Below are 23645 nucleotides of genomic sequence, written 5' to 3'. Positions count from 1 at the left end.
CCGTTGCCTTTTTGATAGCTAGCAACAGCCGCTACGTGATCGAACAATTGGTTCAGCGTTCGCTCCAAGCCGGCAACCGCTAACGCGAATTGATCAACAAACACTAACGCCCGCAACCAGACATGAAGCGGCAGCGAAAAAGAAACCGCGCTCAGCATTTTACCAAGCGCGGTTGTTCATGATTTTTGATAGCACGATCCGACGCTGGCGGCTATCGCAGCAGACCCAGCACGTTCTGAGGACTTTGGTTGGCGATGCCCAGCACGGCCGTACCGGACTGAACCAGTACCTGAGCTCGCGTTAGACGAGCCGTCTCTTGAGCGAAGTCAGCATCGCGGATCGAGCTTTCGGCTTCGGTCAGATTGTTGACGGTGTCGTTCAACGAAACCAGGTTGCTTTCCAGGGTTGTAGCTTGGAATGCACCCAATCGGCCTCGCAGGCTGGTCACCTGAGTAATTGCCTCATTCACGATCTGTGCAGCCAAATTGGGATTTTTGTCCAAAGCAGCGCTCTCCCCAGACCCCAATTGATACATCCGGCCAGCCGCACCGCCTAGTCGAGCAGTAGTGACACTGGAGATGCCCACGCGTGCCTGCTGATTGCTGACTACATCACCACCCAACTGGAACAGGGCACCGCCTCCAGTAATCGAGAATTCGATGTTGTCGCTGGAACCTTCGGCAACTGTCAGAGACATGGCCAGACTGGCGGTGTTAACCGACATGCTGTTGCCACGCCCATTGGCATTCACTCCGTTAATCTTGGCAACAATGTCTGCACCAAAGTCGCGGGCACCGGCCCCTATCGCCGAGGTGAACGAGCCAAGTGCGTTTTCTTGGATTACTCGCAGATCGACAATAGCCTCTGAACCGTAAGCGGTCGACTTCAGAATCAATCGGGTGTTGTCGTCTGAATCAACAGCAGCGCTAACGCCGGTTGCATCGCTAACTAAGTTGATCTGCGTTACCAGTTCGGCGAGTGTTGTACCAGCACTGACGTTGGACAACTTCGAACCGTTCTTGCCCAGCAGTTCAAAAACCACATTGTGGCTGATACCACCGGCTTGGCCGTCCACACCATTGTCAGGAAACTAACGCTGGAATCCAGCATCACCGCTTTGGAAACTGGTTGGCGTATTGTCTTCAGCGGCTTCGGCCGTGTAAGTGCCTTCTTGGTTGATGGCATCAACGATATCGTCAACATCGACGTGGAGATGCTGTCATCGACGGTGATGGTCAGGTTGCCGTCAGCATCCACGGCTGCTGTGGGAGCCCCCGTACCGCCGGTAGCAAAAGTGATGGTAGCACCATTGGCTGCGGCACCGTTACGAGACAGGTTGATTGTGGCTGACAGATTGGCAGCTTCGCGGCCTCGACCAAGTCACTGAGGCGGTGGTGTGGTCGGGATCAGTACTCGATGTTGTCTGGATCGTCAGCGTGGCTCCGAAGCCCTGGATGCCGTTGATGGCAGCCAGGATCACATCAGGCGGGTATTACCGGCCGAACCAGCGGTGATTTCGATATTGCCACCATTGAGCGCCCGCCGACGGAACAGCGTCCGGAGGGGTATTGTCGGCGCTACGAAGTCAAAATCAGTCAGACCCATCGACAGCGGCGGTCACCCATCGATGCTGGCTGTCTGGGTGGTAGCCGTACCAGCGGTAGCGAAGGCAACGCCAGCAGCGGCGTCGCCGTTGGTGACAGTGCCGGTGTTGAGCGTGACATCCAACTCAAAAACCGCATGATCTGCCAGTTCGGTAGCGATGGCCCCTAGTGCCTTACCTCTTCAAGTCGCACGGTGATGGTTTGGGCATCATCGTCGATGGTGATGGAGAGAAGTTGCCAGCGTCAGTAGTGGTGACGTTGACGGTATAGCCGTTATAAGCGTGGTTTTGTTCTTTAGTGAGTAAGGTGAACGCGATCCACCACCACCGTCGATGTCGATGGCACCAGTTTCGGCGACAGCGCCAGCGATGGTTCGAGTGAATTCGAGTGCGCGAGCACCGCGCTGCGTAACGGAGCGTTCGAGGGTCAGCGAGCTGTATGAGCCACCGAGTCAACCGTCGCCGCATGTCCCCTACAAAAGCCACTTGGGCTTGCTGAGCAGCAGCTACTGATGTTGACCGAAACCGCCATTTGACCGGTTGATCCCAGGTTGGCCTGGTTGATCTTCAAGTCCTTGACTTGAGCGTAGTTGGGTACCAGCGGTAGTCAAGAAGTCCATGCTGCCATCCAACAGCTTGCGACCTTGAGTGGTGGTCGAGCAATTCGGTTGATGGCTTCCAACAGCTATCGACTTTGCAACGGTTAGCGGCGATTTCCGATTCACTCATGGCACCGCTGTTGGCCTTCCCACGGCAAACCGCGGATGTTGTTCAACAGCGAACTGACCTGTCCCAGAGCACTATCGGCGGTGGCAATGATTTGCGAAGCCCGCTTCGTATTTGAAATAGCCTTGTTCAGGCTGGTAATATCGCTGCGCAGTGCTTCGCTGGCGATCAGACCAGCCGGGTCATCTTTGCCGCTGTTGATTCGCATACCGGTGCTCAGGCGAGTCAGCGCCGTTTGCAAATCCATGTTCGTTCGATTCAGGCGGTTTTGGGCTACTAACGAGCCCACGTTCGTGTTGATTCGTGTCATTCCAAGTTTCTCCTAGTGGTTGTTGATCGCCGCTAACAGTCAGGCCAATGCGGGCTGAATCCACCAGGCGGGATTGGAAGGTGAACGGCCAAGCAGCGGGTTATGCGGTTCCAGGCGATCTGATATGCAGCGAACACTCGTTGTTCGCGCTTAACGCGAGGCCCCTGGTCGCAGCCGAAACGGAAAAGATGCCTCCGATTCGAGCGACAGAGTTCTCGCTTCCTGAAATCGAATAGCTAGCATCTGAACCTTCGGAGATTCCGAGGGCGGCACAAGAAATTGCTAGCAACCAGGCTGTTCGCGCGGAGAAATCGCTGCAAATGCTAGCTCAAGCGGTCTTGAAATAGTTAGAAAATGTTATGCAGTCGGCAAGATTTGCCGCTTTGCATAACCCGGAGTGTTGGCTGACGATGCCGCGCTAAGCCGAACCATCCTGGTTGGCCAAGTCACTGAAATGCGGAAATACTCGTAACTATGCCAGTGGCTACCCTGATTTTCCCGATTGGGCCGGTGGCATGGTGACCTCGAAACCGTCATAATAGCAGCGCTTCAGAACACTGATGGCGGCGAACCCCAAGTCGATCGGTCCTCAGCGTTAGTAACCATATCGTTAGAGGGAGAGCCTGCACGTGTATTTCGAACAGCACCGCCGCGCAGACGGCCTAACATGCGCCTGCCTGGCCGTCTTGGCGACCGTAGGCTACCAAGCTTCAGGTCAGGACTGGCCGACATTTCGTGGTTCCAACCGTACTGCCGTTGCAGGCGATTCGGGCCTTCTGAACCAATGGGACGCTAGCGGACCAAGACTGTTATGGACGGCTAAGGGAGCCGGATCGGGCTACTCGAGCGCAGCTGTCGCCGCAGGTCGCGTCTACACGCTGGGCGATGCTCCTTCGACCGCTGCCGACGAAGACGAGTACCTAACGTGCTACGATTTATCATCTGGCAAGCAGTTGTGGATGACCAAGACCGGTCCGGCCTGGAATGGACATCCCAGCCAGCCAACCTGGAATGGCGCGCGCAGCACGCCAACCATCGACGGCGATCACGTCTACGTGCTCAACCCCAACGGGATGTTGCATTGCGTCAGCATTCATGGCCAGCCGATTTGGAATAAGAGCTTACCAGATGACTTGAGCGGAAAGAAGCATGACGGCTGGGGCTACGGCGAGTCACCGCTGATCGACGGCAATCTACTGATCTGTACACCAGGCGGTGAAAAAGCGACCGTCGTGGCGTTGGACAAAGTGAGCGGCGAAGTCGTCTGGACATGCGCCAGACCGAACGACGTTGGCGCCGGTCACTCGTCGGTGGTAACAAGCAATGTTGGCGGTCGTAAGGTATATGTACAGAACACGGGGGGCGGTCCTCTTGGAATTGACGCGGCTACCGGAGCGCTGCTTTGGAGCTATGACGTTCCCCCGCCAGTCGCGTTTATCCCTTCTCCTGTCATCAAGGATGATTTGGTGTTCACCGTCGCCGGCTACGGAACCGGCGGAGCACTGTTGCGACAAGTCCCTGGCGATGGCGGACGAGTAACGATCAAGGAGGTCTATGGGTTGAATAAAGACCTCGACAACAAACATGGTGGCGTGATACTGGTTGGCAACCACCTGTATGCCGGCTGCAGCGATCGCAGTCAAATCTACTGTGCTGAACTAGAGACGGGAAAAATAGTCTGGCGGGGACGAGGCAGTGGTAGCGGCTCTACGTCGGTCATCGCCGCCGACGGCAAATTGTTTATCCGCTATCAAAACGGCAAGGTCGGTCTGGCACCAGTCTCAACCGAGAGCTTCGACGAGGTCAGTAGCTTTCAAACGCCTGGCTCCGGCGATGGCAAGCCGCCGAGTTGGGCGCATCCGGTAATCGCCCATGGCAAACTGCTGCTGCGCGAGAACGATACGATTCTATGCTACGATATCAAGCGCTAAGCCAACGTTATGCCGTCAGCCGCTCTCTGTGAACTGGAATATCGGCCACAAAGCCCCGGCACATATTGTCCGCGAATCGGTTTGATCGGTTGCGGAGGAATTACTGCTGAGCACTTGGCGGCTTATCGCGATGCTCAGTTTAATATCGCTGCATTGTGCGATCTGCGGATGGATCAAGCCCGATTGCGCGCCGCACAGTATTTTCCAGACGCCAAAGTCTATCAGGACTATCGGCAGCTGTTGCGTGACGAGTCGCTGGAGGTGGTGGATGTTACCACTCATCCTGCCGAGCGACTGGGCATCGTCCGCGACTGCTTACTGGCCGGCAAACACGTGCTCAGCCAAAAGCCGTTTGTTACTGACATTCAGCAAGGGCAGCGGTTGGTTGAACTGGCCCAGCAGCAGAACGTCCTTCTGGCCGTCAATCAAAACGCGCGTTGGGCACCGCACTACCGATGGGCGTACAGTGCTGTTCAGGCGGGATTGTTGGGCGAGCTGTTCGCGGTGCATCTGGGCTGCCACTGGGATCATACTTGGGTGGAAGGAACTGAGTTTGAAAAGATTCGGCATGTGGTACTGTATGATTTCGGGATACACTGGTTCGACCTAGTGCGATACTTTCTTGGTGGAGCGATGCCGCGACGGGTGTTCGCTTCGACCGCGCGCGTACCTGGTCAAAAACTGTCGCCGAATTTGCTGGCTCAGGTCCTGCTGGAGTTCGATTCGGCTCAAGCCACATTGGTATTTGATGCTGGTGTCAGGATTGGACCATGGGATCACACCTATTTAGCGGGAACTAAAGGCAGCCTGCGAAGCACCGGTCCGAACCTGCACCAACAGAGTGTCGAGCTGCATGTGGCAGGTGGTAGTTGGCAACCAGAATTAACAGGCCGATGGTTCCCTGATGGATTTCGCGGTACGATGAGCGAGTTGTTGTGCGCCATACATGAGGGCCGCCAGCCCTGCATCTCAGCCGCCGATAACTTGAAGAGCCTGCAACTATGTTTTGCAGCATTGGCAAGCGCTGATACCGGTCAGCCGGTTATTCCAGGCAGTATCAATAGATTGCCAGATTAGCGCCCGTGGTGGGCCGTCGCACGCCGACCTGTTGATATCCGAGTTTCCTGTGGCACTGTTGACTGCCCCTTGATAGTTCACCATTCAGCCTGGCTTGCTTGTGCCACCCCATATCTGTCCCACCCTACATTTGTAACACTTACCTAAAAGATTGACGTGAAGAATAGCTTTGGAGATCGACTAGCTGCCGCTGTACTAGATAAGCGGTCAACGGTGTGCGTTGGCTTGGATCCGCGTTGGAATAATTTGCCTGAAGCGCTGCGAAATGGAGTTCAGCCGCATGATTTGTCGGCTGTTGCTAAAGTTACTGAGCGTTTCTGCTGCGAAGTCATCGACGCTGTTGCCACATGTGTTGCGGTGGTTAAGCCTCAGTCGGCCTTCTTCGAGCAGTTGGGGGTAGCGGGCATGATTGCGCTATCCGAAGTCGTGCGTTACGCACGACAGCAACAGTTGTTGGTTATCATGGACGGCAAACGCGGAGATATCGGCTCAACCGCCGAAGGGTATGCCGATGCCTATCTCGGTGCAGCAAGTGCGTGGGGTTGCGATGCGCTGACTGTCAACCCGTACCTGGGGGATGATACTTTGCAGCCGTTCATTTCGACAGCTCACGATCGCGGCGCAGGACTTTTCGTATTAGTGAAGACGTCCAATCCAGGCAGCGGCTTCATTCAAGACTTGACCATCGATGGCCAACCGCTCTATCGCCGCGTGGCTCAGGTCGTACAGCGGGCTTCAGCGGCCGAGCTTGGATCAAGCGGTTATGGCAGTGTGGGCGCTGTTGTGGGTGCTACCTACCCCGAACAATTATCCGAACTACGACAAGCCATGCCTAACGCTTGGCTACTCGTTCCAGGCTATGGTGCCCAAGGCGGATCGGCAGATGATGTGGCCGCCGCTTTCGATCCACACGGCTTAGGCGCCATCGTCAACAGTTCGCGGGGAATCATTTTTGCCTACCAGAACACATCCCCAGCATCGGCGGATTGGCAAACAGCGGTAGCCAAAGCCGCGCAGGCGATGTCGCAACAACTACCACGGCCCAGTTAGTTGAACGACCAGTACGAAAGCACTACCGAACACACGTAGCCACCGTCGCCAGACGGTGGACGAACCAGTTAACCGTGAACGAAACGGATAATCACCGTCTGGCGATGACAGCCTCTGATACGTGCACACCTCAGTTCTTCAAATTTCGATGTAGAAAATCGGTCATCAGACAATACAGGTGATAACGCTTGGCCGGGTTATCCACAGCGTGGCGCGCACGTGGATAGACCATCAGTTCGAATTGTTTTCCAGCCTTCTGCAACGCGTCCGCCAGCTGCAGCGAATTGCTCAGGTGTACGTTGTCGTCTACATCACCATGAATCAGTAGCAGCCGACCAAACAACTCATCGGCCGCTGCCACGACGGAACTGGATGCATAACCGGCTGCGTTGCGCTCAGGCAAATCCATATAGCGCTCGGTGTATATGGCATCATAGTTTTGCCAATCGGTAACTGGAGCGCCTGCTATACCAGCCTTGAACAATTGGCTGCGCGTCATGGCATAGGCTGTCATGTAGCCACCGTAGCTCCAACCCCATAGCCCAACTCGCTGTGAATCGGCCCACGGCTGTGCAGCGATCCAAGCTACGGCATCTTCCAAATCCTGCAATTCAATTCTGCCCAACTGACCGCGAATAGGCCACGAGTCGCTCAACCCGCGCCCTTGAGCTGAACGATTGTCGCACAACACCACAGCGTAGCCTTGTGAACACAGCCACTGATGCCACCGAAAGTCTCGTGGCTGCCAACGATCGCGAATCGAAGGTGCTCCGGGGCCACCATAAACATGCACCAACACTGGAAACTTGGCATTTGGATTCTGTCTCTCGGCCACGCCAATACTCTGCATCGCTTGGCCTGACGAACCGCTCGCTCTGCTCTCGGAATTCGCGGTGACAGCAGCATCGCTTGGTAGCCACGCTAAAGCTTGCAGCGGCTGACCGTCGCGGGCACTGATGGTTAGACGCAGCGGAAGCTGACCGATCACGTAGTCATGTCGATCTCCCACCGGGCAAGAAACGATCCGCGAAACGCTGCCATCCGTAGCATACAGTGTGGTAACAGGGCGATTATTCCAGCTACTAAATGTGTCCATATAAAACCGTCCGCTCGCCTCCAAACTCACATCGTGCGTTCCGGCTGTGGACGTCATCTGTTGCGTAGCACCCGTTTGCAGATCGACCGACAGCAGGTGTGCCTGAACTGAATCATGAGGACTGCCACCAATCAACGCATAACGCTGATCGCTAGACACACCATACAATTGACGGACATCCCAATCGCCGTTTGTGACTGGTTGCCTTTGTCCGTTGGAAGCACTGACCTTAAATAATCGTGTGCGACCTTCGGGCAAGTCGCTCAACCACAAAAAATCACCGCTTGCCAGGAATCGTGGAGTTCCCCGAATCTCGATCCAGTGCGGCGTCTCTTCGCGTAATACCGTTCGCGAACCGCCGGTTCGCGGATCGACTTCAATCAAGTCTTGGCGGTTCTGTACTCGATTGAGCACTTGCAGCCACAATCTGCCATTGGGTGCCCAGGTTACACGGGCGACCAGCCGATCCGAGTGATTCCCCATCTGTGGCAATTCGACTTCGCGTTTTAAACCGGTAGCAACATCTACGATCCACGCACGGACGACTGGTAGCGGCTGGCCGGCTTTAGGATATCGCGTCCTCTCCAGCGACTGCTGGACACGCGAACTATCCGTCAGCAGATACTCGGGCACCGGTTGTTGCCCCAACTGCAAGTAGGCCAATCGCTGGCTATCAGGGCTCCACCAAAACCCCTTGAAGTCACCGCGACCATACAACTCTTCCTGATAGACCCAATCTAATTTGCCATTAAGAATCAGCTCGCTACCGTCAGACGTCAATTGCAGAGTTCGACCAGAGCTGCAGTCAACTACCCATAGATTGTTATCTCGGACGAACGCCACTTGCCCTCCCGACGGACTAAGCTCTGCTAGCTCTTCCTTCTTTCCCACCGAATGCGTCAGGCGTTTGGTTGATTCTGCGCGAGGATCGACCCAATACAAGTCTTCGGCCTGCTCGACCAGCCATGGCCCTGGCGGATTTAGCCAATACCGGCTGTTTTCAAGCGACTGGCGAGCCTTGTCCGATGCAATGTTGGCGATCTGCCCAAATCGTTCAACGAGCCGTTGACTTGGAGCGACCGGATGCGCCTGGCCAGTCGCCGCATCGACGATAAGCCATTGGCCATCGTGCTGGATGGCATACTGAACGTTGGACTTCGTTGTGACCCAACCGCCGAATCTAGTTAATCGCTGCCCAGTTAAATCGACGGCCGTTTCAGGATGAAAGAGATGCTCTAGAGTCAACTGCTCACCAGCAGGAATGTGTTCGACTTGCTCAATCCAGGAGGGGATTTGCTCCAGCCGAAACACCGGGTACGTCGCGCCGGCGGCAAGATAGGGGTCCAAATAGTTCCATTTAGCCAGACTATCGCCTGATTCAGGCTCAAGCAGATAGGCGGCCAGGCGTCCCACCGGCTGGGTATGCGGAATAATGTAAGTGCCTTCAGCCAGTGGCAGCTCAACGGACTGCCACTGGACCTCGACTCGACGTAGCGTGTGCCCCTGAACTTTCGCATCGTTGTACGATTTGGCAATTATTGCGATCTGCGCAGGCGCCGATTGATTACGAGTCAATTGAAATACCGGAATGCCATGGCGCACCAAACGACTGATAGCCCAAGCGTGTTGAGGCGCGATTGCGTAGGCCATGGGCATCCTGATGCTTCGCTGACTGGCCGCCGACACGGACTCCTCGGCGGGAGTACCGGACTGGACAATCGGTATCTCACTCCCTGGAAGGGACCAATCTACGTGATTCTGCATCATCTGCTGGACTCGATCCGCATCCGAGGCTAAACGTCTTAGTGTCTCGTAGATAAGCGATCGAGACGTCTGATAGCTTGATGCAAAACCTTCAGCAGGATTAGCCGCAAGAACCAAGCCCAGTTTGCCGCGCAGTCCCATATAGCGGCTGCTATCTCCCCCCGAGCCGTTAGCGTTCAGCAACTTCCGAAACTCTTCACCCAGACTGCCACAAGTCACCGCAACATTATCGCCTTTAACAATCTCTCGAAATGCAGCCGGAAATAATTCATGGCGCAGATAATCCTCTAGCTGCGTTGAGGCTGTCGAAATACGTGGAATGTCAAAGGCTGCTTGGTGCTGTTGCAATTCTCGACTTATTGCGCGCATATCGATCAGCACATCTACGTCAAACTTGTGAATCGCGGATACAAGTGCTTGCGTTTCAGGCGATTCTAATTTGATGAAATCCATCCCCAAATCTAATCCTTGCGCGTTTGGAACCGCGCCAGAAAGCACATGTGCATTAGTCGATGGCACGGTCTTGGAGAGGCCGTACCTCGCATTGCCGTCGGCATTCAAATTAGGCACGACAATCAGTCGTACGGAATCGAGCCAGTCGCGAGACTGTGACAGTGCTAAGTCGCGGACCAGCCCTAAGACCGATTCTTTACCGACATATTCTGCCGCATCCGTGCCCGCCAGCAGCATGATGGTCAATCTATCGTCGACTGAAGTGCTCGTGGCTTCAGTAGCTGAATGCCCCACAGCGCTATCGATCACCAGAGCATCGACTGAACGTCCTTCGACGGTTGAACCAAGTGAAAGTAACCTCGCAGCCTCCCAGGACCGATCTATTTGAGCCAGCAGTTCTTGTACTTGCAGCGGAGTAGCAGTAGCCGTATAGGCACTGGCTTCAGCCACCGTTTGGAGCGGTTCAGCCTGCTGCGCCTGGCATATCGCTGACTGGAAAACTGCAACTGCCAGCCAGCAACTCATCGCCAGCATCTGCGAACAACAAACATGGTTCCCTCGCAGTGTCCGGCAGCTGTGCAGGACAGACACGCGGCCCGGCCGCGCGTAGCGACTCTCGCTAGGTGCGTAGAACATCTGCCACAATGAGGGCCAACAATCATTCCCGGTTTGCACCATCGTCCGATTCCTTCCAAGCCTCAAACGTCCCACCAAGCGGATCACACAGCAATTCAAGGCTGATTGCATTCGCAAACCGCAACCTTGTCTCGGCTGCACCGTGATATTCTTTCTTGGTTCTCGCAGAAACACGCAGTCACCGACCGCCTCACGGCTCACTGCACAGGATCAACATTCCACTTTCGTGCTCAAGCAACTCTGCGAATCTGTGCCTCTGCGACTTTGTGCCTCCGTAAGAAAGTCCGTCCGGGGGGCAAGATTTAGCGTCACCATTGCCCGCGATACAGGTGTCCGGCAATTGGCAGGCTGCAGCGATATAATCCGGTGCGTGCGGTGATATACAGCGTCTTGTTATCTGCACCACCAAATGCGCAGTTGGCTGGCTGTTCCGGCACTTGAATGATCCCCAACAATTCACCGGCGGCCGAGAAGACTTGCACACCCGCTTCTGATGTGATGAACAGATTGCCTTTAGAGTCAACCGCCAATCCATCGCCGCCACTAGCCGACTTACCTTCTAATTGCTGGAGTTGACAGAAGACGCGACCTGTCCCTAACTTGCCCGGCGCTTCGACAGGATAAGCCATCATCTCCGACTGCATAGACGGGATCACATACAAGGTGCTCTCATCTGGCGACAGCGCCACTCCATTGGGAGCTTTCAGGTCAGCGCCGAGGCGTGTCACGGTGCCATCGGGGGCACGGTAATAGAATGCTTCTACCTGTTGCGGCCACGGCTGAGGCGCTCGATAGCGTGGGTCGCTAAAGTAAATGCCGCCTTGTCGATCAATGACCAGATCATTGGGTGCGTTCAGCCTTGCGCCACCATGCTCAGACGCCAGTACAGTAATCTGCTTAGTGGACAAATCAATCTTGACCAACTGCCCAGCCATCTGGCAGGCCAGCAACTGGCCGTCGCCTCCATACATCAGTCCGTTTGCGAATCCTGAGGGTTTCAGGAATTCTTCAATCTTTCCATCCACCGTTAGCTTGTAAATCGCCTCGGCAGGAATGTCCGTAAAATACAGCGCCCCGTCAGGAGTTTTGGCAGGCCCTTCCAAGAATTGAAAGCCCTGCTGAACCAGCTCCACCGGCCCAACCTTACCTAGCGAAGGAATGTCTTGTGCGTTGGTCGTCGGAACTGGATGCGCGAAAAGAGTTGTCAGAACAAATACCCAACTGGATCGCAGCACGACTTTCCATTCTAAACCAAACAACAAACTCTTGATCATAACGCATCCACCTCAGTTCATGCACGTTGCTCTGGATTGCTTAACCGCAATGCGGGCCTGGCGGCTTCCACTCAAGTTTACCCAACCACGCAGCGATGAAAATGCACATGTTTCCAATTACCGCTGATCTTCTGCCACACACGTGTCTCCTCTGCCGACTTGGTGACCACAGCGCCCGCGGTATCAGCAACTTGAGTTAATCGAACGTAGCTAACGACCGCCGCGTCGCCCATCAGCCGCACATGAGGCCGCACCATGGTTACCTGTAGTTTCGCGCCACTTAGTCCCAAGTCAAAATAGAAGCGATGAAAATCCATTCCTTCAACAAAATTGCCACGCGCTTCGGGCTCAAAGCAGGAAATACTTGGATCGCACAACTCGCTATACGCCTCCCAATTACCTGTGATAATGCTTTCCAGCAGGCACTTCGTCAAGTTAATCAAATTCGCTTCTTCACTCATGGCTCGCAATTCTACTCCTGGTCTATTCTTGGTTACAAACAACTAGTCGCCGGCAAACTAAAACGTGATCCGACTACCCCAATGTGCAGCAGATCAATTGGGGCTCCTGCGCTCTTTGATGGCCTCCAGAAATCGGTTCAGTTCTTCGCGTACTTTTGGAGCCAGTAGGATCAAGCCCAGCATGTTAGGAAAAACTAGCGCCAAGATCATCGCATCGGAAAAGTCGATCACCGCCTGAAGCGAAGATGCCGATCCGACCACAATAAACGCACAGAACAAAATTTTAAACGACAGATCGGACCAGCGGCTACGCCCAAACAGGGCTTTCCAACTTGTCAAACCGTAGTACGACCAGGATATCATCGTCGAAATCGCAAATAGCACTACGGCCACGGTCAAGACATAGCGAAAATTAGGTAGCGCCGAATCAAAAGCCAACGACGTCAGGTCAACTCCACCGACTCTGTGGCCTGTCTCGAGCATCAAAACCTGACCGTTGACAACGCTGCTGTACTCAAATGCTCCATTCATGTTGTACAAAATGATTACTAGCGCGGTCATCGTGCAGATAACCACCGTATCCAGAAAGGGCTCCATCAGCGCTACAATTCCCTCGGAGGCGGGATAGCGCGTGCGAACTGCCGAGTGGGCGATCGACGCCGAACCCGCCCCGGCTTCGTTGGAAAATACAGCGCGCTTGAAGCCCACCAAGATCACACCGACCACCCCGCCCATTCCAGCTTCGTGAGTGAACGCACTGACCATGATGGTCCTGATCGCCTCAGGCAAGTGCTCAATGTGAATGACGACGATAATGATACAGGCCACCACATACAGCGCAGTCATCAGCGGGACAACCTTATCAGTGACGTTCGCAATCCGCTTGATGCCACCAATGATGATAAATCCAACGAAGATCGCCATTACGAGCCCAATCAGCGCGCCGCTGGACTTGGCCCACTCCGATTGCGTAGCCTGAATCCCAATTAACGTCTGAATCTGCGCGGTAGCTTGATTGGCTTGAAACATATTTCCGCCACCAAACGAGGCTCCCACGCACAGAACCGCAAAGAGACCACCTAACAACTTGCCCAGCGGAGCCAGGCCCATTTGTGCGAACCCTCGACTTAAATAGTACGTGGGCCCGCCGTGAACGGTGCCGTCGGGTTCGATATCGCGATATTTTACCCCCAGCGTACATTCGACGAATTTGGTAGACATGCCCAGCAGCCCACAGACGATCATCCAGAATGTAGCACCCGGTCCACCGATGGCAATCGCCACAGCGACTCCACCGATATTTCCCAGCCCAACGGTACCTGACACGGCCGTTGCCAATGCTTGGAAATGACTGACCTCGCCATGTAGATGTTCATCGCGAATGGTATCCACCAAGTCCCCATCGACTTCGTGCACCTCGACATGCTTGATCTCCGGCGCGCCGGCCTCCTCGGATATTCTGTACTTGCCACGCACGACGCGAATGGACAGCGGAAACAAACGCACATTGGCAAAGCCGAAGTAGACCGTAAAGTATGCAGCACCAGACACCAAGACGACCAACACCAGCGGAACGCTGGGGATTGGACCGAACTGCGGTATGGACCAAAAAACGAAATTGACAAACGCATCTGATACTGGCCGGAACGCATTGTCGATACGCTGGTCAAGCCCCAGTGAACGGTTTGCACTGCCGGAACTCTCCTCTTGCGACCACTGGTGGCCCGACTGACTGGAGTATCCCCCCTCGTCAACAGCCTGAGATTCGACAGTCAACGATGCGTCCATCTCCTGCTCGGATGCCGACTGCGCCGACACCGATAGCCCCGTCAGATTCAGCCACCAGGCAATCAGCAGGGCTAGCCTGACAGCTCGCAGCGTTACGAACAGCGGTGCCAACAACGAATGCTTGCAACAATGTCCGTCGTGACACATTTCCACGTGCTTTTCCTACGCTGCTAGTGTGAATTCGCGAGAGTCAACATGAACGAATCGCAGGCCCGCAATGCCATCCGGAGAACCCTGTAGGCTACTAGATTCGTCCCGTCAATCAAGACTAGCCGCTGAAATATCGCCAACTAAATCTACATGCCTGTTCCGAGTTCGTTATACTGCTTATCCCAATTCTCCATGGCTGCCCGATCAGGAAATCTGACCCAATGTTCGATATTGAAGACCAACCCCAGTCCCCAAAGCTTACTCGCCTCAGCCGCCGCTCGTTGGTCGGATGGCCGCTTTTCGCCGCAGCCTCAGCCGGTGCCGGAGCATTGCTCAGCCAGGCCTCGGCGGGATCGCCTACCGGCCAGTCGCCTACGGCAGCACCGCGACTGCGTTACTGTCTAAACACCAGCACCATCAATGGTGGAGTAATTCCCGTTCGGCAACAGCTAAAGATCGCAGCCGATGCGGGCTATGACGCCGTCGAATTGTGGACGCGCGACATTGAAAAACATGTCGCCGAAGGCGGCAGCTTGACGGATCTGCGCAAAGAACTGAACGATTTGGAATTGGGCTTGGATAGCGCTATTGCCTTCGGCAAATGGATCGTGGACGACGAGGCCGAGCGCGGTGCCGGTCTTGAGCAGTGCCGACGTGACATGGAATTGGTGCGGGAACTGGGTGGAAGCCGCATCGCCGCCCCGCCTGTCGGAGTTACCGGGCCGCCCAAACTGGATCTGGACGCTGCCGCCCAGCGTTATCATGCGCTGCTGGAAGTAGGGCGGCAGTGCGACGTCGTACCGCAGCTGGAACTGTGGGGGTTCTCGCACAACCTATCTACCCTAGCCGAAGTCCTGTACGTTGCTGCCGCTGCAAACCATAGCGATGCTTGCCTGCTGCTGGATGTCTACCACCTTTACAAAGGCGGAAATGACTTTCGCAACGTCGGGCTCATTCCAGCCAGTCAAATGCACTGCCTGCACATCAACGACTACCCTGGCACGCCAGAGCGCGCAAAAATTGCTGACAAAGATCGAGTCTATCCTGGCGATGGCGTTGCACCTTTGGGCAACATCCTCAAGCGACTCTTCGACAGCGGCTTCAGCGGCACGCTCAGTCTTGAACTTTTCAATCGCAATTACTGGCAGCAACCCCCCGACCAAGTTGCCCGCATAGGCCTGGAAAAAACCAAGCAAGCCGTGCAGGCAGCAGGGTAGCTAGACGGCGTATTGGTCACTCGCTAACGCAGCGAATTACCAAGCTCTTCGATTTCGAAACATCGTGCGGCCGCGCGCTCATCGCAGGTCCCATTCGCGATTGAACGTTCGCTGGTAGGCAAAGCCGATCGTTAGTGCTGCTATCGCCATCAAACCGACACCGATGATCCCCAAGTAATTCAAGATCACCGCCAGTTTTTCTGGCACCGCGCCCCATAAATGCTGCGCAAAAACGAACGACAGTGCGAGTGACGGTGCGACCAGCGCGGCGAGAGGCAGAAGATGCAGCACGAAGGCTGCCAAGCGATTTTGGGGATGAAAATAAGCAAACATCATTGAGCCCATCGCAACGGACAGAGCCACATTCCCCAACGTCCACAACAGCGCCATCGCAATAGCGCTCCAGGCCCAATGAGCGAGTATTCCATACAGCAGAATTACCAATGGCACCATGAGTACCGGTCCGATACTGCGAAGATATGCGAGAAAAACGGCTTGAACAAAGATCGTTCGTTTCACAGGACGCAGTATGTCGCAGCTCATATGTTGGAGTCGTACCGACCAATAAGTAAGCCCAAAATTCATTGTCATCGAGGCCGCCACGATGATGCCCAAGGCTAGTCCCGAGCTTGGTCGCCAATTACCAGCGATGACGGTGTCGGGAGAAAGTAAGATGATTCTTGATAACTCCCAAATTATACCGGTAATTAGGATCGGCATGAGAAAAAAAGCCGTTGTGCGGTAGATCGATTGTGGCAAGCTGTTGTACCACAGAGCGGCCATGTGACTGACCTTGTATTGGTGCCACTTCCAATCTCGCTGATCAGCTGTCTTCTGCAGGCAAGTAGACAACCAATGGATCAGACCCCTAGATTCGCTTGTTCCTACTTGGTGTTTGACGATAGCAGGGTGCCAAGTTTGTGTCGCCTCATTCACGTTGTCGGCTCCTCCCTCAGCCAGGACACGCGCGGTTGAACGCAACCAGCCGACAAACCGCGCAATCAACACACATTCCAACGACAGCACAATCAGGGCAATCCAATTGAGGTATCCTTGCCAGTAGGCGTAATACCAACTCGGGAACTGGGATAGTAGCACTAAGTGCGACATGAAGAACAGCAAAAGCAAAAGATATGCCAGGAAGTATGACCGCATTGGGTTAGTCAATGAAGTCCGGGAAACACGAGAGGCAATAATTGCTAGGGCGCAAAACAACGGGCACGCTACGTAGACTGTCAATCCAGGCAGCGGGTGAATGTGTGATCGAAAACAGGCATAGAGCATTACCAGACATCCCGTCGTGGCGATCAATGCCGCCACAATCCAGTGAGCACCTTCGAAGTGTGGTGTGGCAAGCAAACTTGGTAATGAATAGTGCGTATATAGTTGCCTCAGAAGAATCGCGAACAGAAAGACCGATGCCATGAAACTCCAAGTCAAACGTGCGTACCAGCCAGAAGAGGTTGAAATCGGTAACGCCCAGATTGGCTGCAGCTCTTGAAATGCCTGGCTATCTGTGATGCCCAGTTTATGCCAATCGGCGTACACCCATTTCAACGTCGGGTGAGCCGTTAGTCGCTGTAGGTCAGCAGTTGTTGGCCGCACCAAGCTGTCACTTTCAACGCTGGTTGTCCAACCAGGCAGCGGGGTATCAAGAGCGTTCGAAGAGGCAAGCCCGCGATACAAACAATCATCTACCACCAGTACGCGTAAATTGGGAAGCCGCATCGCCAGATCAATTATTTGTGTTGTTAGCAGCAACCCGTGCAACTCGAGATGTTCCAGCTCTAAGAACGATGACAATTCATCCAAGTTTTGAGCGAAGTCGCCGGAATTGCTACCGAGCGATAGTCGATCAACTGTCAAATAGCGAATCGGGAATCGCTGGCCAAATGCCCGCAAAACATTCTTGGCCAAACGGCAATTCTGCAGTTCTAGTCGATTCAATGAATGTGTGGAGATCACTTCCAAGTCCTGTGGTTGGAGGCGTCTGTGGGACCACCGCTTGATAGATTCGGAAAAGGCTAAGGGATCCTTTGGCAACGGTGACTTATGAGTCAACTGTGAGTCGACACCCGGAATGTTGTGCAATTCCAGTTCTCGTAAATCAGCGGCATGGCGCATCTGCGCCGGCAACAGTGCGTCGTCGGCTCCGTAGAGTTTCAACGATCTCAGCTGTGGCCAATCAAGACCGGGAGCGGGCGGAATAAATCTATCGAAGTGTGAGCTGGAGCTGGGATTTCTGTGCATGCTCTTCGACAGATACCAATTGCCCGCATAACCCACCAAACGGGTCACATCGCCGGATTTCGTTGGGAACTCAAAGTAGGCTGCTGTCATGCAAGCCAGCACTCCCGTCATCACGATCCACAAACCGCGACGATTAAAGTAGGTCGTGGCCACAGCCCAGACGCGGCCTGCCAATGTCGAAGTGCGCTGCCTAGTGGTTGTCATCGACTGGCTCCCTCAAGTCCAGCACGACTGCTGGCGGACGCCGGAAGCCAGCGGCCTTCAAGCTCTAAGAATATCTCTTCTAGATTCAAATCCTCGACGCTGACAGCTACACCAAACCGCTCTGCCAACATGTCGAGATCAACCTGCGCGGTATCGATGCTTAGCACGGCGTGTTGGCCATCAAAGCGTGCTTGAATGGCCTCCGGGCACTGAAGTCCATCGGGAAAACGTTCTGGACGTGACAAGCGCACGCGTTTGATCCGCTCCTTGAGTGAGTCCAGTTCGCCAAAGTAAGAAATTCTTCCGCCGGACATGATGGCTACATGCGAAGCCACTCGCTCAACGTCCGACATGATATGCGTAGAAAACAGTACCGTATGACGTTCGTCAGCCGTCAGCGCGATCAGCTCCTGCATAAACTGCCGGCGAGCCGCAGGATCCAGGCTAGCCACCGGTTCATCCAGGATCAACAATTCCGGACTGTGGCCCAACGCCAGGATCGTGGATAGTTTTTGTTTCTGTCCCACAGACAGCTTGCCGACGATCTGCTTGGGATCCAAGTTCCAATCACGTACCAATCCGTGTGCACGCTCGGGTTGCCAGTACTGGTAAAACGCGCCGACATAATCCACCAGTGAAGCCACTGTCATCCAGGGTAACAGTGAACTGATCTGCGGGACGTAACCCAGCCGCTCTTTGACATCCACGGTCAAATCCCAACTTGACTCACCCGCTAGCTCGACCGTGCCCGAACTAGGCTTCAGCAGCCCCAGTAAGCACTTGATCAAAGTCGACTTACCGGCACCGTTGGAACCCAACAAACCGACCGTCAATCCCCGAGGGATCTCCAGGTCAATTCCCTGTAGCACCTCGTGCTTCAAAAAACTCTTTCGCAATCGGCTTGTCCGAATCACGATTTCCCGGCCGTTAGACTGGTCCGCATGATGCATGTTTCTCTCCCCATGAAAAGCGCAGTTACTTGCGATGGCTACTTGCCGACCAGCGACTTACCCTTCCATACCTTCAGTGCGCTTTCCATGCAGGCTCGGATGTGTTGATCCGATAATCCGAGCTGACGCCCGCGAATAACCGCTTGTTCGAGCAGCGGACGCAATTCGGCGGAGCGCTGAGCCACTGAACCGCGAGGCTGCCAATCGCACAGTACCATTCCCTGACCGCGCACCCGGCGGACGATCCCTTCTGCTTCTAATCGCGCGTAGGCCTTCGAAACCGTCATCATATTGATGTCCAGTGCTGCTCCCAATTCGCGGACGCTGGGCAGCATGTCCCCTGGCTGCGCCTGGCCACCCACCAACAGCATCGACACCTGATCCATCAATTGTCGGTAGATGGGCACGCCGGATGACGGCTGCAAATTGAATTGTGAAGCGGATAAGGGCATAACCAACGCCTTGCCTTAGTGCATTACTACAATAATACACCTCTTGCAACCCAGGTCAAGGGCCATGCATCGGCACCGGCTGAGTTGACGTACGGTTCAGTCATGTAAATCAGCGACAGGGCTGGTACTATACTACGGGTGAACGTAGCGATCAGCCGATCGCATTTGAGGCCGCATCAAGTGCACTCCCAGTAAGAAAATGTTTATCTTAAATCCGTGCGATCGAGGACCAATCAGCGTGCAACTCAATCGTACGCTTGTATGCTAGTCATTGAAGCTAACCGATCTACCATCGCAAGTTAGCATTATAGGAGAGACAGGGCATGATTTTACTTTCAAGTTGGAGTGCTGCTGATGATTAGCCAGTTGGCCGCATGGTTGCTGACGATGTCGTTGGTCGGACAAATCGAATTGGAAACCGATGAACTGAGGCCGGGATTGGTGGCCGAATATCGCTCGGTGTCACATCCGGAAGTCTCTGTTCTGCGACTGGATGCCAAGCCCGCGCTGACTCTGGGTGATTCGAGCCCCCACCCACGAATTCCTCCTGGCCCGATCAACGTAACCTGGAATGGTGCAATCCTGATTCAAGACAGTGTTACTTTTTCAGCGTATGTGGGTGGCGCAGTCTCCGTGACGGTCGATGGCCAGGTTGTGTTGCAGGGAACCGGCAGATCGGACGACTCGCACATCACCGCGAGCACTCCGCTGAAGGTCGTTCCTGGATATCACCGGTTGGTAGTATCTTTCCGCTCTTTACCGGGCGTTGCCGCGCGTCTGCAACTATGGTGGCAAGGCGAGTCGTTTGCGAGCGAACCGTTAGCTGCATGGCGACTGGGACATCTGGCAGAGCAGGAAACACCGCAATTCCAATTCGATCAATTGGCCGAGCAGGGTCGCATCGTGATCGAACGTGCCGGTTGCGCGCGTTGCCATGCCGGCGCGTTTCCCTCGATCGACTTTGTACCAGGGCCAGCGCTGATCGATGCTGGCCAGCGACTGAATCAGCAGTGGCTAGTGAGCTGGCTGGCAGATCCAAGTGCCTTACGCCCCGATGCGCACATGCCAGCGGTTTTTTCAAATGATCATACGGGGTTCGTCGAACGCTGGCTGGTAGCGGACTGGTTAACTAACAGGCAGCCAGCAGTGTCGGCTGAAGTTAAGACAGCGGTTGGCGATCATCGCAACGGTCGCCTGCTGTTTATGAACTTGGGCTGCGCAACCTGCCACTGGATTCCGGATGACGTCGAGCGACAGCAGCAACCGTCAGTGGGCCAACGCGGATTGGCCGACATTGCCGATCGAATGTCACCGGCGGATATCGCTGGTTTTCTACGCGATCCCCACGTTCGCTTTCCCGATGGACGCATGCCACGAATTCCTGTGCAGGCTGGCGAGGCGGTCGACCTAGCTGCGTACCTGCTGCTGTGGTCCAGGCCCACCTTGCTGCCAAAGATGGTTCCGCCGACACAGGCTGAGATTATTGCCGTCCTTGGTAAACTAGGAGTTAACAGTCCGTCAGAGGCGGCCCAGCGGCTGATCGTTGATCGTGGCTGTGTGGCGTGTCATTCTGGACTGGGAGACACGCGAACTATGAACAATCCCATGGCAACCCAAGCTGCATCAGCAGTTAGTGACGAGAGTTCATCCAGGCAGAATCCGACCTCACCAGACACCCTCGCAAACTGTCGTGGAGCCCGCTATTCGCAATCTGTACTACAGCGCGCACAGCCCTACCTGTCAGTCGCCGCCAGTGAGCACCACCCATCTCCTTATTCAAACCGACAGCGTCGCTTGGCTAGAGCTGGCTGCGTCAAATGTCATCAGCGCGACAGCAGCCAGCGATCTCCACTGGAAGTCGTTGGTAGCGCGATCGTCGGCGCTTATCTGCAAGAAGTCCCCTTTCAGCGAGCGCCGCGACTTACCAATCCACATCAGAAGCTCACTCGCGAACACTTGCTGAACGTCGTCAGTCAGGGAACAACTAGCCTGCGCGGAGAAAATTATAGTTATCGTATGCCCCATTTTGGAGACGATGCGCATCTGCTAGTCCAAGCATTGGCCGAAGCGGATGGAGAAATAGTCGATACGCAGGATGCCGCAGTTTCGGCCAGCGATGATCCGACGTTGGCGACGCTTCACGGCGCGCATCTTGCCGGATTTCAGGGCTACGCTTGCGTTTCGTGCCACGTTTGGAATGGCAAGCTCCTCGGCGCGCCAGACCCAATCGCAATCGGCCCCGACCTAACGCGCACGCTCGGCCGTGTACGTCGTGACTGGTTCGACCGATTCGTCGAGTCGCCGATGCGGTTTGCACCAAACACCCCCATGCCCGACATTTTTCCACATGGACAACCAGCCACACTCGCGCACATCTTGGACGGTGACTCGGATAAACAAAAGGCAGCCCTGTGGGCCTATCTATCGCTTGGCAAAGACGCTCCCAGTCCAACACCGCCGCTACCAGTCCCCGTCCAGCCACCGCGTGAGGGAGTCATTGTTGCACAAATACCCATCCGCCTGCCCGACGGTAGCGTCGTGGACAGCATCAGCGTGCTGAACGCTCACCATGACTTGCTGGTGTACGATTTGCGTCAACACAAGCCCGTGGCACTATTCGTAGGAGGGCAAATTCAGCGCAATGTCATCGGTCGTATTCGCCAATTTCTGGCTCGTGGCCAGTCAGTTCCCCTCGAAATGCAGCCGCTGGATAATCAGCCGAATTTTTTGGGCTACCATCGGCTGGCTGACGGAGTGCGATTGATTTGGTCAGCCGATAAGGAGTTTAGCGAGACCATTCGCTTGGTGTCACCGGCTGGCGGTTCACGTCAGTTGATTCGTGACGAACAAACCATTGAATTGCCCGACCCGGAGGATCCCGCTGCCTGGCCCAACCAACCGCTTACATTTCCTGATGCGGAGGAAGGCTCGCTGGAACGTCCGGGCTATCGCGCGGTGATGTTGCCCAGGCCCAAGATCGTATCGGGCGAAGATCGAATCATGGCGGGGGCCTTGGCGGTGCATCCGACCGACGGACGCGTGTTTGTAGTTTCACTTAAGACCGGCGAACTGTTGGTTTTTGAGGCTGATAAGAACGCGTTTGAATTGTACGGTCAAGGACTCTACCAAGATGCACTGTCAATGCTGGCCGAAGAAGATGCGATCTACATTTTGCATCGAGGGAGTTTGACCAAGATTATCGAACAGAACGGCCAGCCATGGCGATTTGAACGGCAGTTTGCGCTGACTCATGGCATCGCCGACAGCTACGACATGGCTTACGGCCTGTGTCGCGACCAGAGTGGCGCGTTTGTCATTTCGTATGCTCCGTATGCCAACCAGACGCAGATCGGCTCCAGCAGCGCAATACGCTTGCGGCCAGGACAGCCACCTGAAGAATTTGCATTTGGGATGCGCAATCCGCTGGGATGGTGCAGCGGCCCTGGTGGGGAAGTTTTCTTTACCGACAATCAAGGTGAATGGGTCGCGACCAACAAGCTCTGCCATGCCACTGAAGGAAAATACTTTGGTTGGTTCAACAACTCCAAGCCCGGCGACAAGGACCGACCGAGGGGCCAGACCACGGTCTGGATTCCTTACGCTTGGGCACGGTCTATTAACGGGGTAGCCTACGAAAACACCCAAGGCAACTTTGGACCATTTGCCGGACAGTTGTTCATGGCCGAGTTGATGTTTGGGGGCGCAATCATTCGGGCCAACGTCGAAGAAGTCAATGGCGTCTATCAGGGGGCCTGTTTTCCGTTTTGGAATAAGGGCCTGCTGGGTCCGTTGACGATCGCCTTTGATCCACGCGGTACAATGTATGTGGGCAGCATTACCGAGCCCGGTTGGATGGCGCAACCCGACCGTGGCGCGCTGTTCCGCATCGACTTCACCGGCCAAATCCCGTTCGAGATGCAGTCGATCCACGCGCGCCCCACCGGCTTCCGCATCCGGTTTACCGCTCCGGTGAACCCCTCGTCCGCCGCTGATCCAGCTTCCTACGCCCTGGAAAGCTATCGCTACGAATACACCGGTGCTTACGGTTCGCCAGAGCTGGATCGACGCAGTGTGAAGACGGCAAGTGTAACCGTAGCCGACGATCGCATGAGCGTGGATCTGGTGGTGAGCGATTTAGAAGCCGATCGCGTATTCATGCTGAAGGCTCCCGCAGTTCGGTCAGCGGCCGGCGAGCCACTGGTCTTTCCGGCTGGTGCGTATACGCTGAATGAGATACCCAATGAGTGACATCC

At 55.1% G+C, this 23645-nt stretch carries 14 protein-coding genes and 1 pseudogene; 6 read left to right on the top strand and 9 right to left on the bottom strand.

The window, feature by feature from the left end; genetic code table 11:
• Window positions 1–211 precede the first annotated feature (211 nt).
• The gene (locus KF752_07490) at window positions 212–1075 is read right to left on the bottom strand and encodes a hypothetical protein (protein MBX3421385.1); all 864 of its coding nucleotides are present in this window, start codon (window positions 1073–1075) and stop codon (window positions 212–214) included.
• On the opposite strand from KF752_07490, the gene KF752_07485 reads away from it, so the two are divergent.
• The gene (locus KF752_07485) at window positions 1046–1387 is read left to right on the top strand and encodes a hypothetical protein (protein MBX3421384.1); all 342 of its coding nucleotides are present in this window, start codon (window positions 1046–1048) and stop codon (window positions 1385–1387) included. The two genes, KF752_07490 and KF752_07485, sit on opposite strands and share 30 nt — an antisense overlap.
• Window positions 1388–2030: 643 nt before the next feature.
• Here KF752_07485 and KF752_07480 read toward each other — a convergent pair.
• Window positions 2031–2639, bottom strand: a pseudogene (locus KF752_07480) (hypothetical protein).
• A 629-nt stretch (window positions 2640–3268) separates the two neighbouring features.
• Between KF752_07480 and KF752_07475 the strand changes: the two are divergent.
• The 3 genes from KF752_07475 to pyrF all read left to right on the top strand — a co-directional run bounded on the left by KF752_07475 (window position 3269) and on the right by pyrF (window position 6697).
• Window positions 3269–4570, top strand: coding sequence for a PQQ-like beta-propeller repeat protein (locus tag KF752_07475; protein ID MBX3421383.1), 1302 nt, complete (start codon window positions 3269–3271; stop codon window positions 4568–4570).
• Window positions 4571–4579: 9 nt separating this feature from the next.
• On the top strand, window positions 4580–5647 hold the full coding sequence (locus tag KF752_07470) for a Gfo/Idh/MocA family oxidoreductase (GenBank protein ID MBX3421382.1): 1068 nt from the start codon (window positions 4580–4582) through the stop codon (window positions 5645–5647).
• Window positions 5648–5803: 156 nt separating this feature from the next.
• Window positions 5804–6697, top strand: a complete 894-nt coding sequence (pyrF, locus tag KF752_07465) for an orotidine-5'-phosphate decarboxylase (GenBank protein ID MBX3421381.1) — start codon at window positions 5804–5806, stop codon at window positions 6695–6697.
• 130 nt (window positions 6698–6827) lie between these two features.
• On the opposite strand, the gene KF752_07460 is transcribed toward pyrF, so the two are convergent.
• From KF752_07460 to KF752_07445, 4 genes are all read right to left on the bottom strand, one after another.
• Window positions 6828–10535, bottom strand: coding sequence for a DPP IV N-terminal domain-containing protein (locus KF752_07460; GenBank protein MBX3421380.1), 3708 nt, complete (start codon window positions 10533–10535; stop codon window positions 6828–6830).
• A 419-nt stretch (window positions 10536–10954) separates the two neighbouring features.
• Window positions 10955–11920, bottom strand: coding sequence for an SMP-30/gluconolactonase/LRE family protein (locus KF752_07455; protein ID MBX3421379.1), 966 nt, complete (start codon window positions 11918–11920; stop codon window positions 10955–10957).
• A gap of 77 nt (window positions 11921–11997) precedes the next feature.
• Window positions 11998–12381: a nuclear transport factor 2 family protein gene (locus KF752_07450; GenBank protein MBX3421378.1), complete on the bottom strand. Its 384-nt coding sequence runs from the start codon at window positions 12379–12381 to the stop codon at window positions 11998–12000.
• 93 nt (window positions 12382–12474) lie between these two features.
• Entirely contained in the window at window positions 12475–14169 is a 1695-nt protein-coding gene (locus tag KF752_07445; GenBank protein MBX3421377.1) for an alanine:cation symporter family protein, read from the bottom strand.
• A 371-nt stretch (window positions 14170–14540) separates the two neighbouring features.
• On the opposite strand from KF752_07445, the gene KF752_07440 reads away from it, so the two are divergent.
• On the top strand, window positions 14541–15536 hold the full coding sequence (locus KF752_07440) for a sugar phosphate isomerase/epimerase (protein ID MBX3421376.1): 996 nt from the start codon (window positions 14541–14543) through the stop codon (window positions 15534–15536).
• Between the two features lie 78 nt (window positions 15537–15614).
• Here the strand turns inward: KF752_07440 and KF752_07435 are convergent, their stop codons facing one another.
• Genes KF752_07435 through KF752_07425 form a run of 3 tightly spaced genes read right to left on the bottom strand, consistent with a single transcriptional unit; the run spans window position 15615 to window position 19392 of the window.
• Window positions 15615–17990 carry a hypothetical protein gene (locus KF752_07435; protein ID MBX3421375.1) on the bottom strand — a complete coding sequence of 792 codons (2376 nt, stop codon included), beginning with the start codon at window positions 17988–17990 and terminating at the stop codon, window positions 15615–15617.
• Window positions 17987–18940: an ABC transporter ATP-binding protein gene (locus KF752_07430; protein MBX3421374.1), complete on the bottom strand. Its 954-nt coding sequence runs from the start codon at window positions 18938–18940 to the stop codon at window positions 17987–17989. The genes KF752_07435 and KF752_07430 overlap by 4 nt, the downstream gene beginning before the upstream one ends.
• Window positions 18941–18978: 38 nt before the next feature.
• Window positions 18979–19392 carry a GntR family transcriptional regulator gene (locus KF752_07425; protein ID MBX3421373.1) on the bottom strand — a complete coding sequence of 138 codons (414 nt, stop codon included), beginning with the start codon at window positions 19390–19392 and terminating at the stop codon, window positions 18979–18981.
• 354 nt (window positions 19393–19746) lie between these two features.
• Between KF752_07425 and KF752_07420 the strand changes: the two genes are divergently transcribed.
• Window positions 19747–23640 (top strand): hypothetical protein, encoded by a 3894-nt coding sequence (locus KF752_07420; protein ID MBX3421372.1) that lies wholly within the window; start codon window positions 19747–19749, stop codon window positions 23638–23640.
• The last annotated feature ends 5 nt before the right edge of the window (window positions 23641–23645 follow it).

This window comes from Pirellulaceae bacterium (assembly GCA_019636385.1).
GTDB lineage: Bacteria > Planctomycetota > Planctomycetia > Pirellulales > Pirellulaceae > Aureliella.
Note: the sequence above shows the minus strand (reverse complement) of the source record. Positions and strands in the feature narration are given on the sequence as shown.

Coding starts and splice junctions, on each gene's coding strand:
- KF752_07450 (MBX3421378.1), bottom strand. CDS start 12,381: ATGAGTGAAGAAGCGAATTTGATTAACTTGACGAAGTGCCTGCTGGAA.
- KF752_07470 (MBX3421382.1), top strand. CDS start 4,580: ATGCCGTCAGCCGCTCTCTGTGAACTGGAATATCGGCCACAAAGCCCC.
- KF752_07425 (MBX3421373.1), bottom strand. CDS start 19,392: ATGCCCTTATCCGCTTCACAATTCAATTTGCAGCCGTCATCCGGCGTG.
- KF752_07430 (MBX3421374.1), bottom strand. CDS start 18,940: ATGCATCATGCGGACCAGTCTAACGGCCGGGAAATCGTGATTCGGACA.
- KF752_07445 (MBX3421377.1), bottom strand. CDS start 14,169: ATGGACGCATCGTTGACTGTCGAATCTCAGGCTGTTGACGAGGGGGGA.
- KF752_07455 (MBX3421379.1), bottom strand. CDS start 11,920: ATGATCAAGAGTTTGTTGTTTGGTTTAGAATGGAAAGTCGTGCTGCGA.
- KF752_07435 (MBX3421375.1), bottom strand. CDS start 17,990: ATGACAACCACTAGGCAGCGCACTTCGACATTGGCAGGCCGCGTCTGG.
- KF752_07440 (MBX3421376.1), top strand. CDS start 14,541: ATGTTCGATATTGAAGACCAACCCCAGTCCCCAAAGCTTACTCGCCTC.
- KF752_07420 (MBX3421372.1), top strand. CDS start 19,747: ATGATTAGCCAGTTGGCCGCATGGTTGCTGACGATGTCGTTGGTCGGA.
- KF752_07460 (MBX3421380.1), bottom strand. CDS start 10,535: ATGAGTTGCTGGCTGGCAGTTGCAGTTTTCCAGTCAGCGATATGCCAG.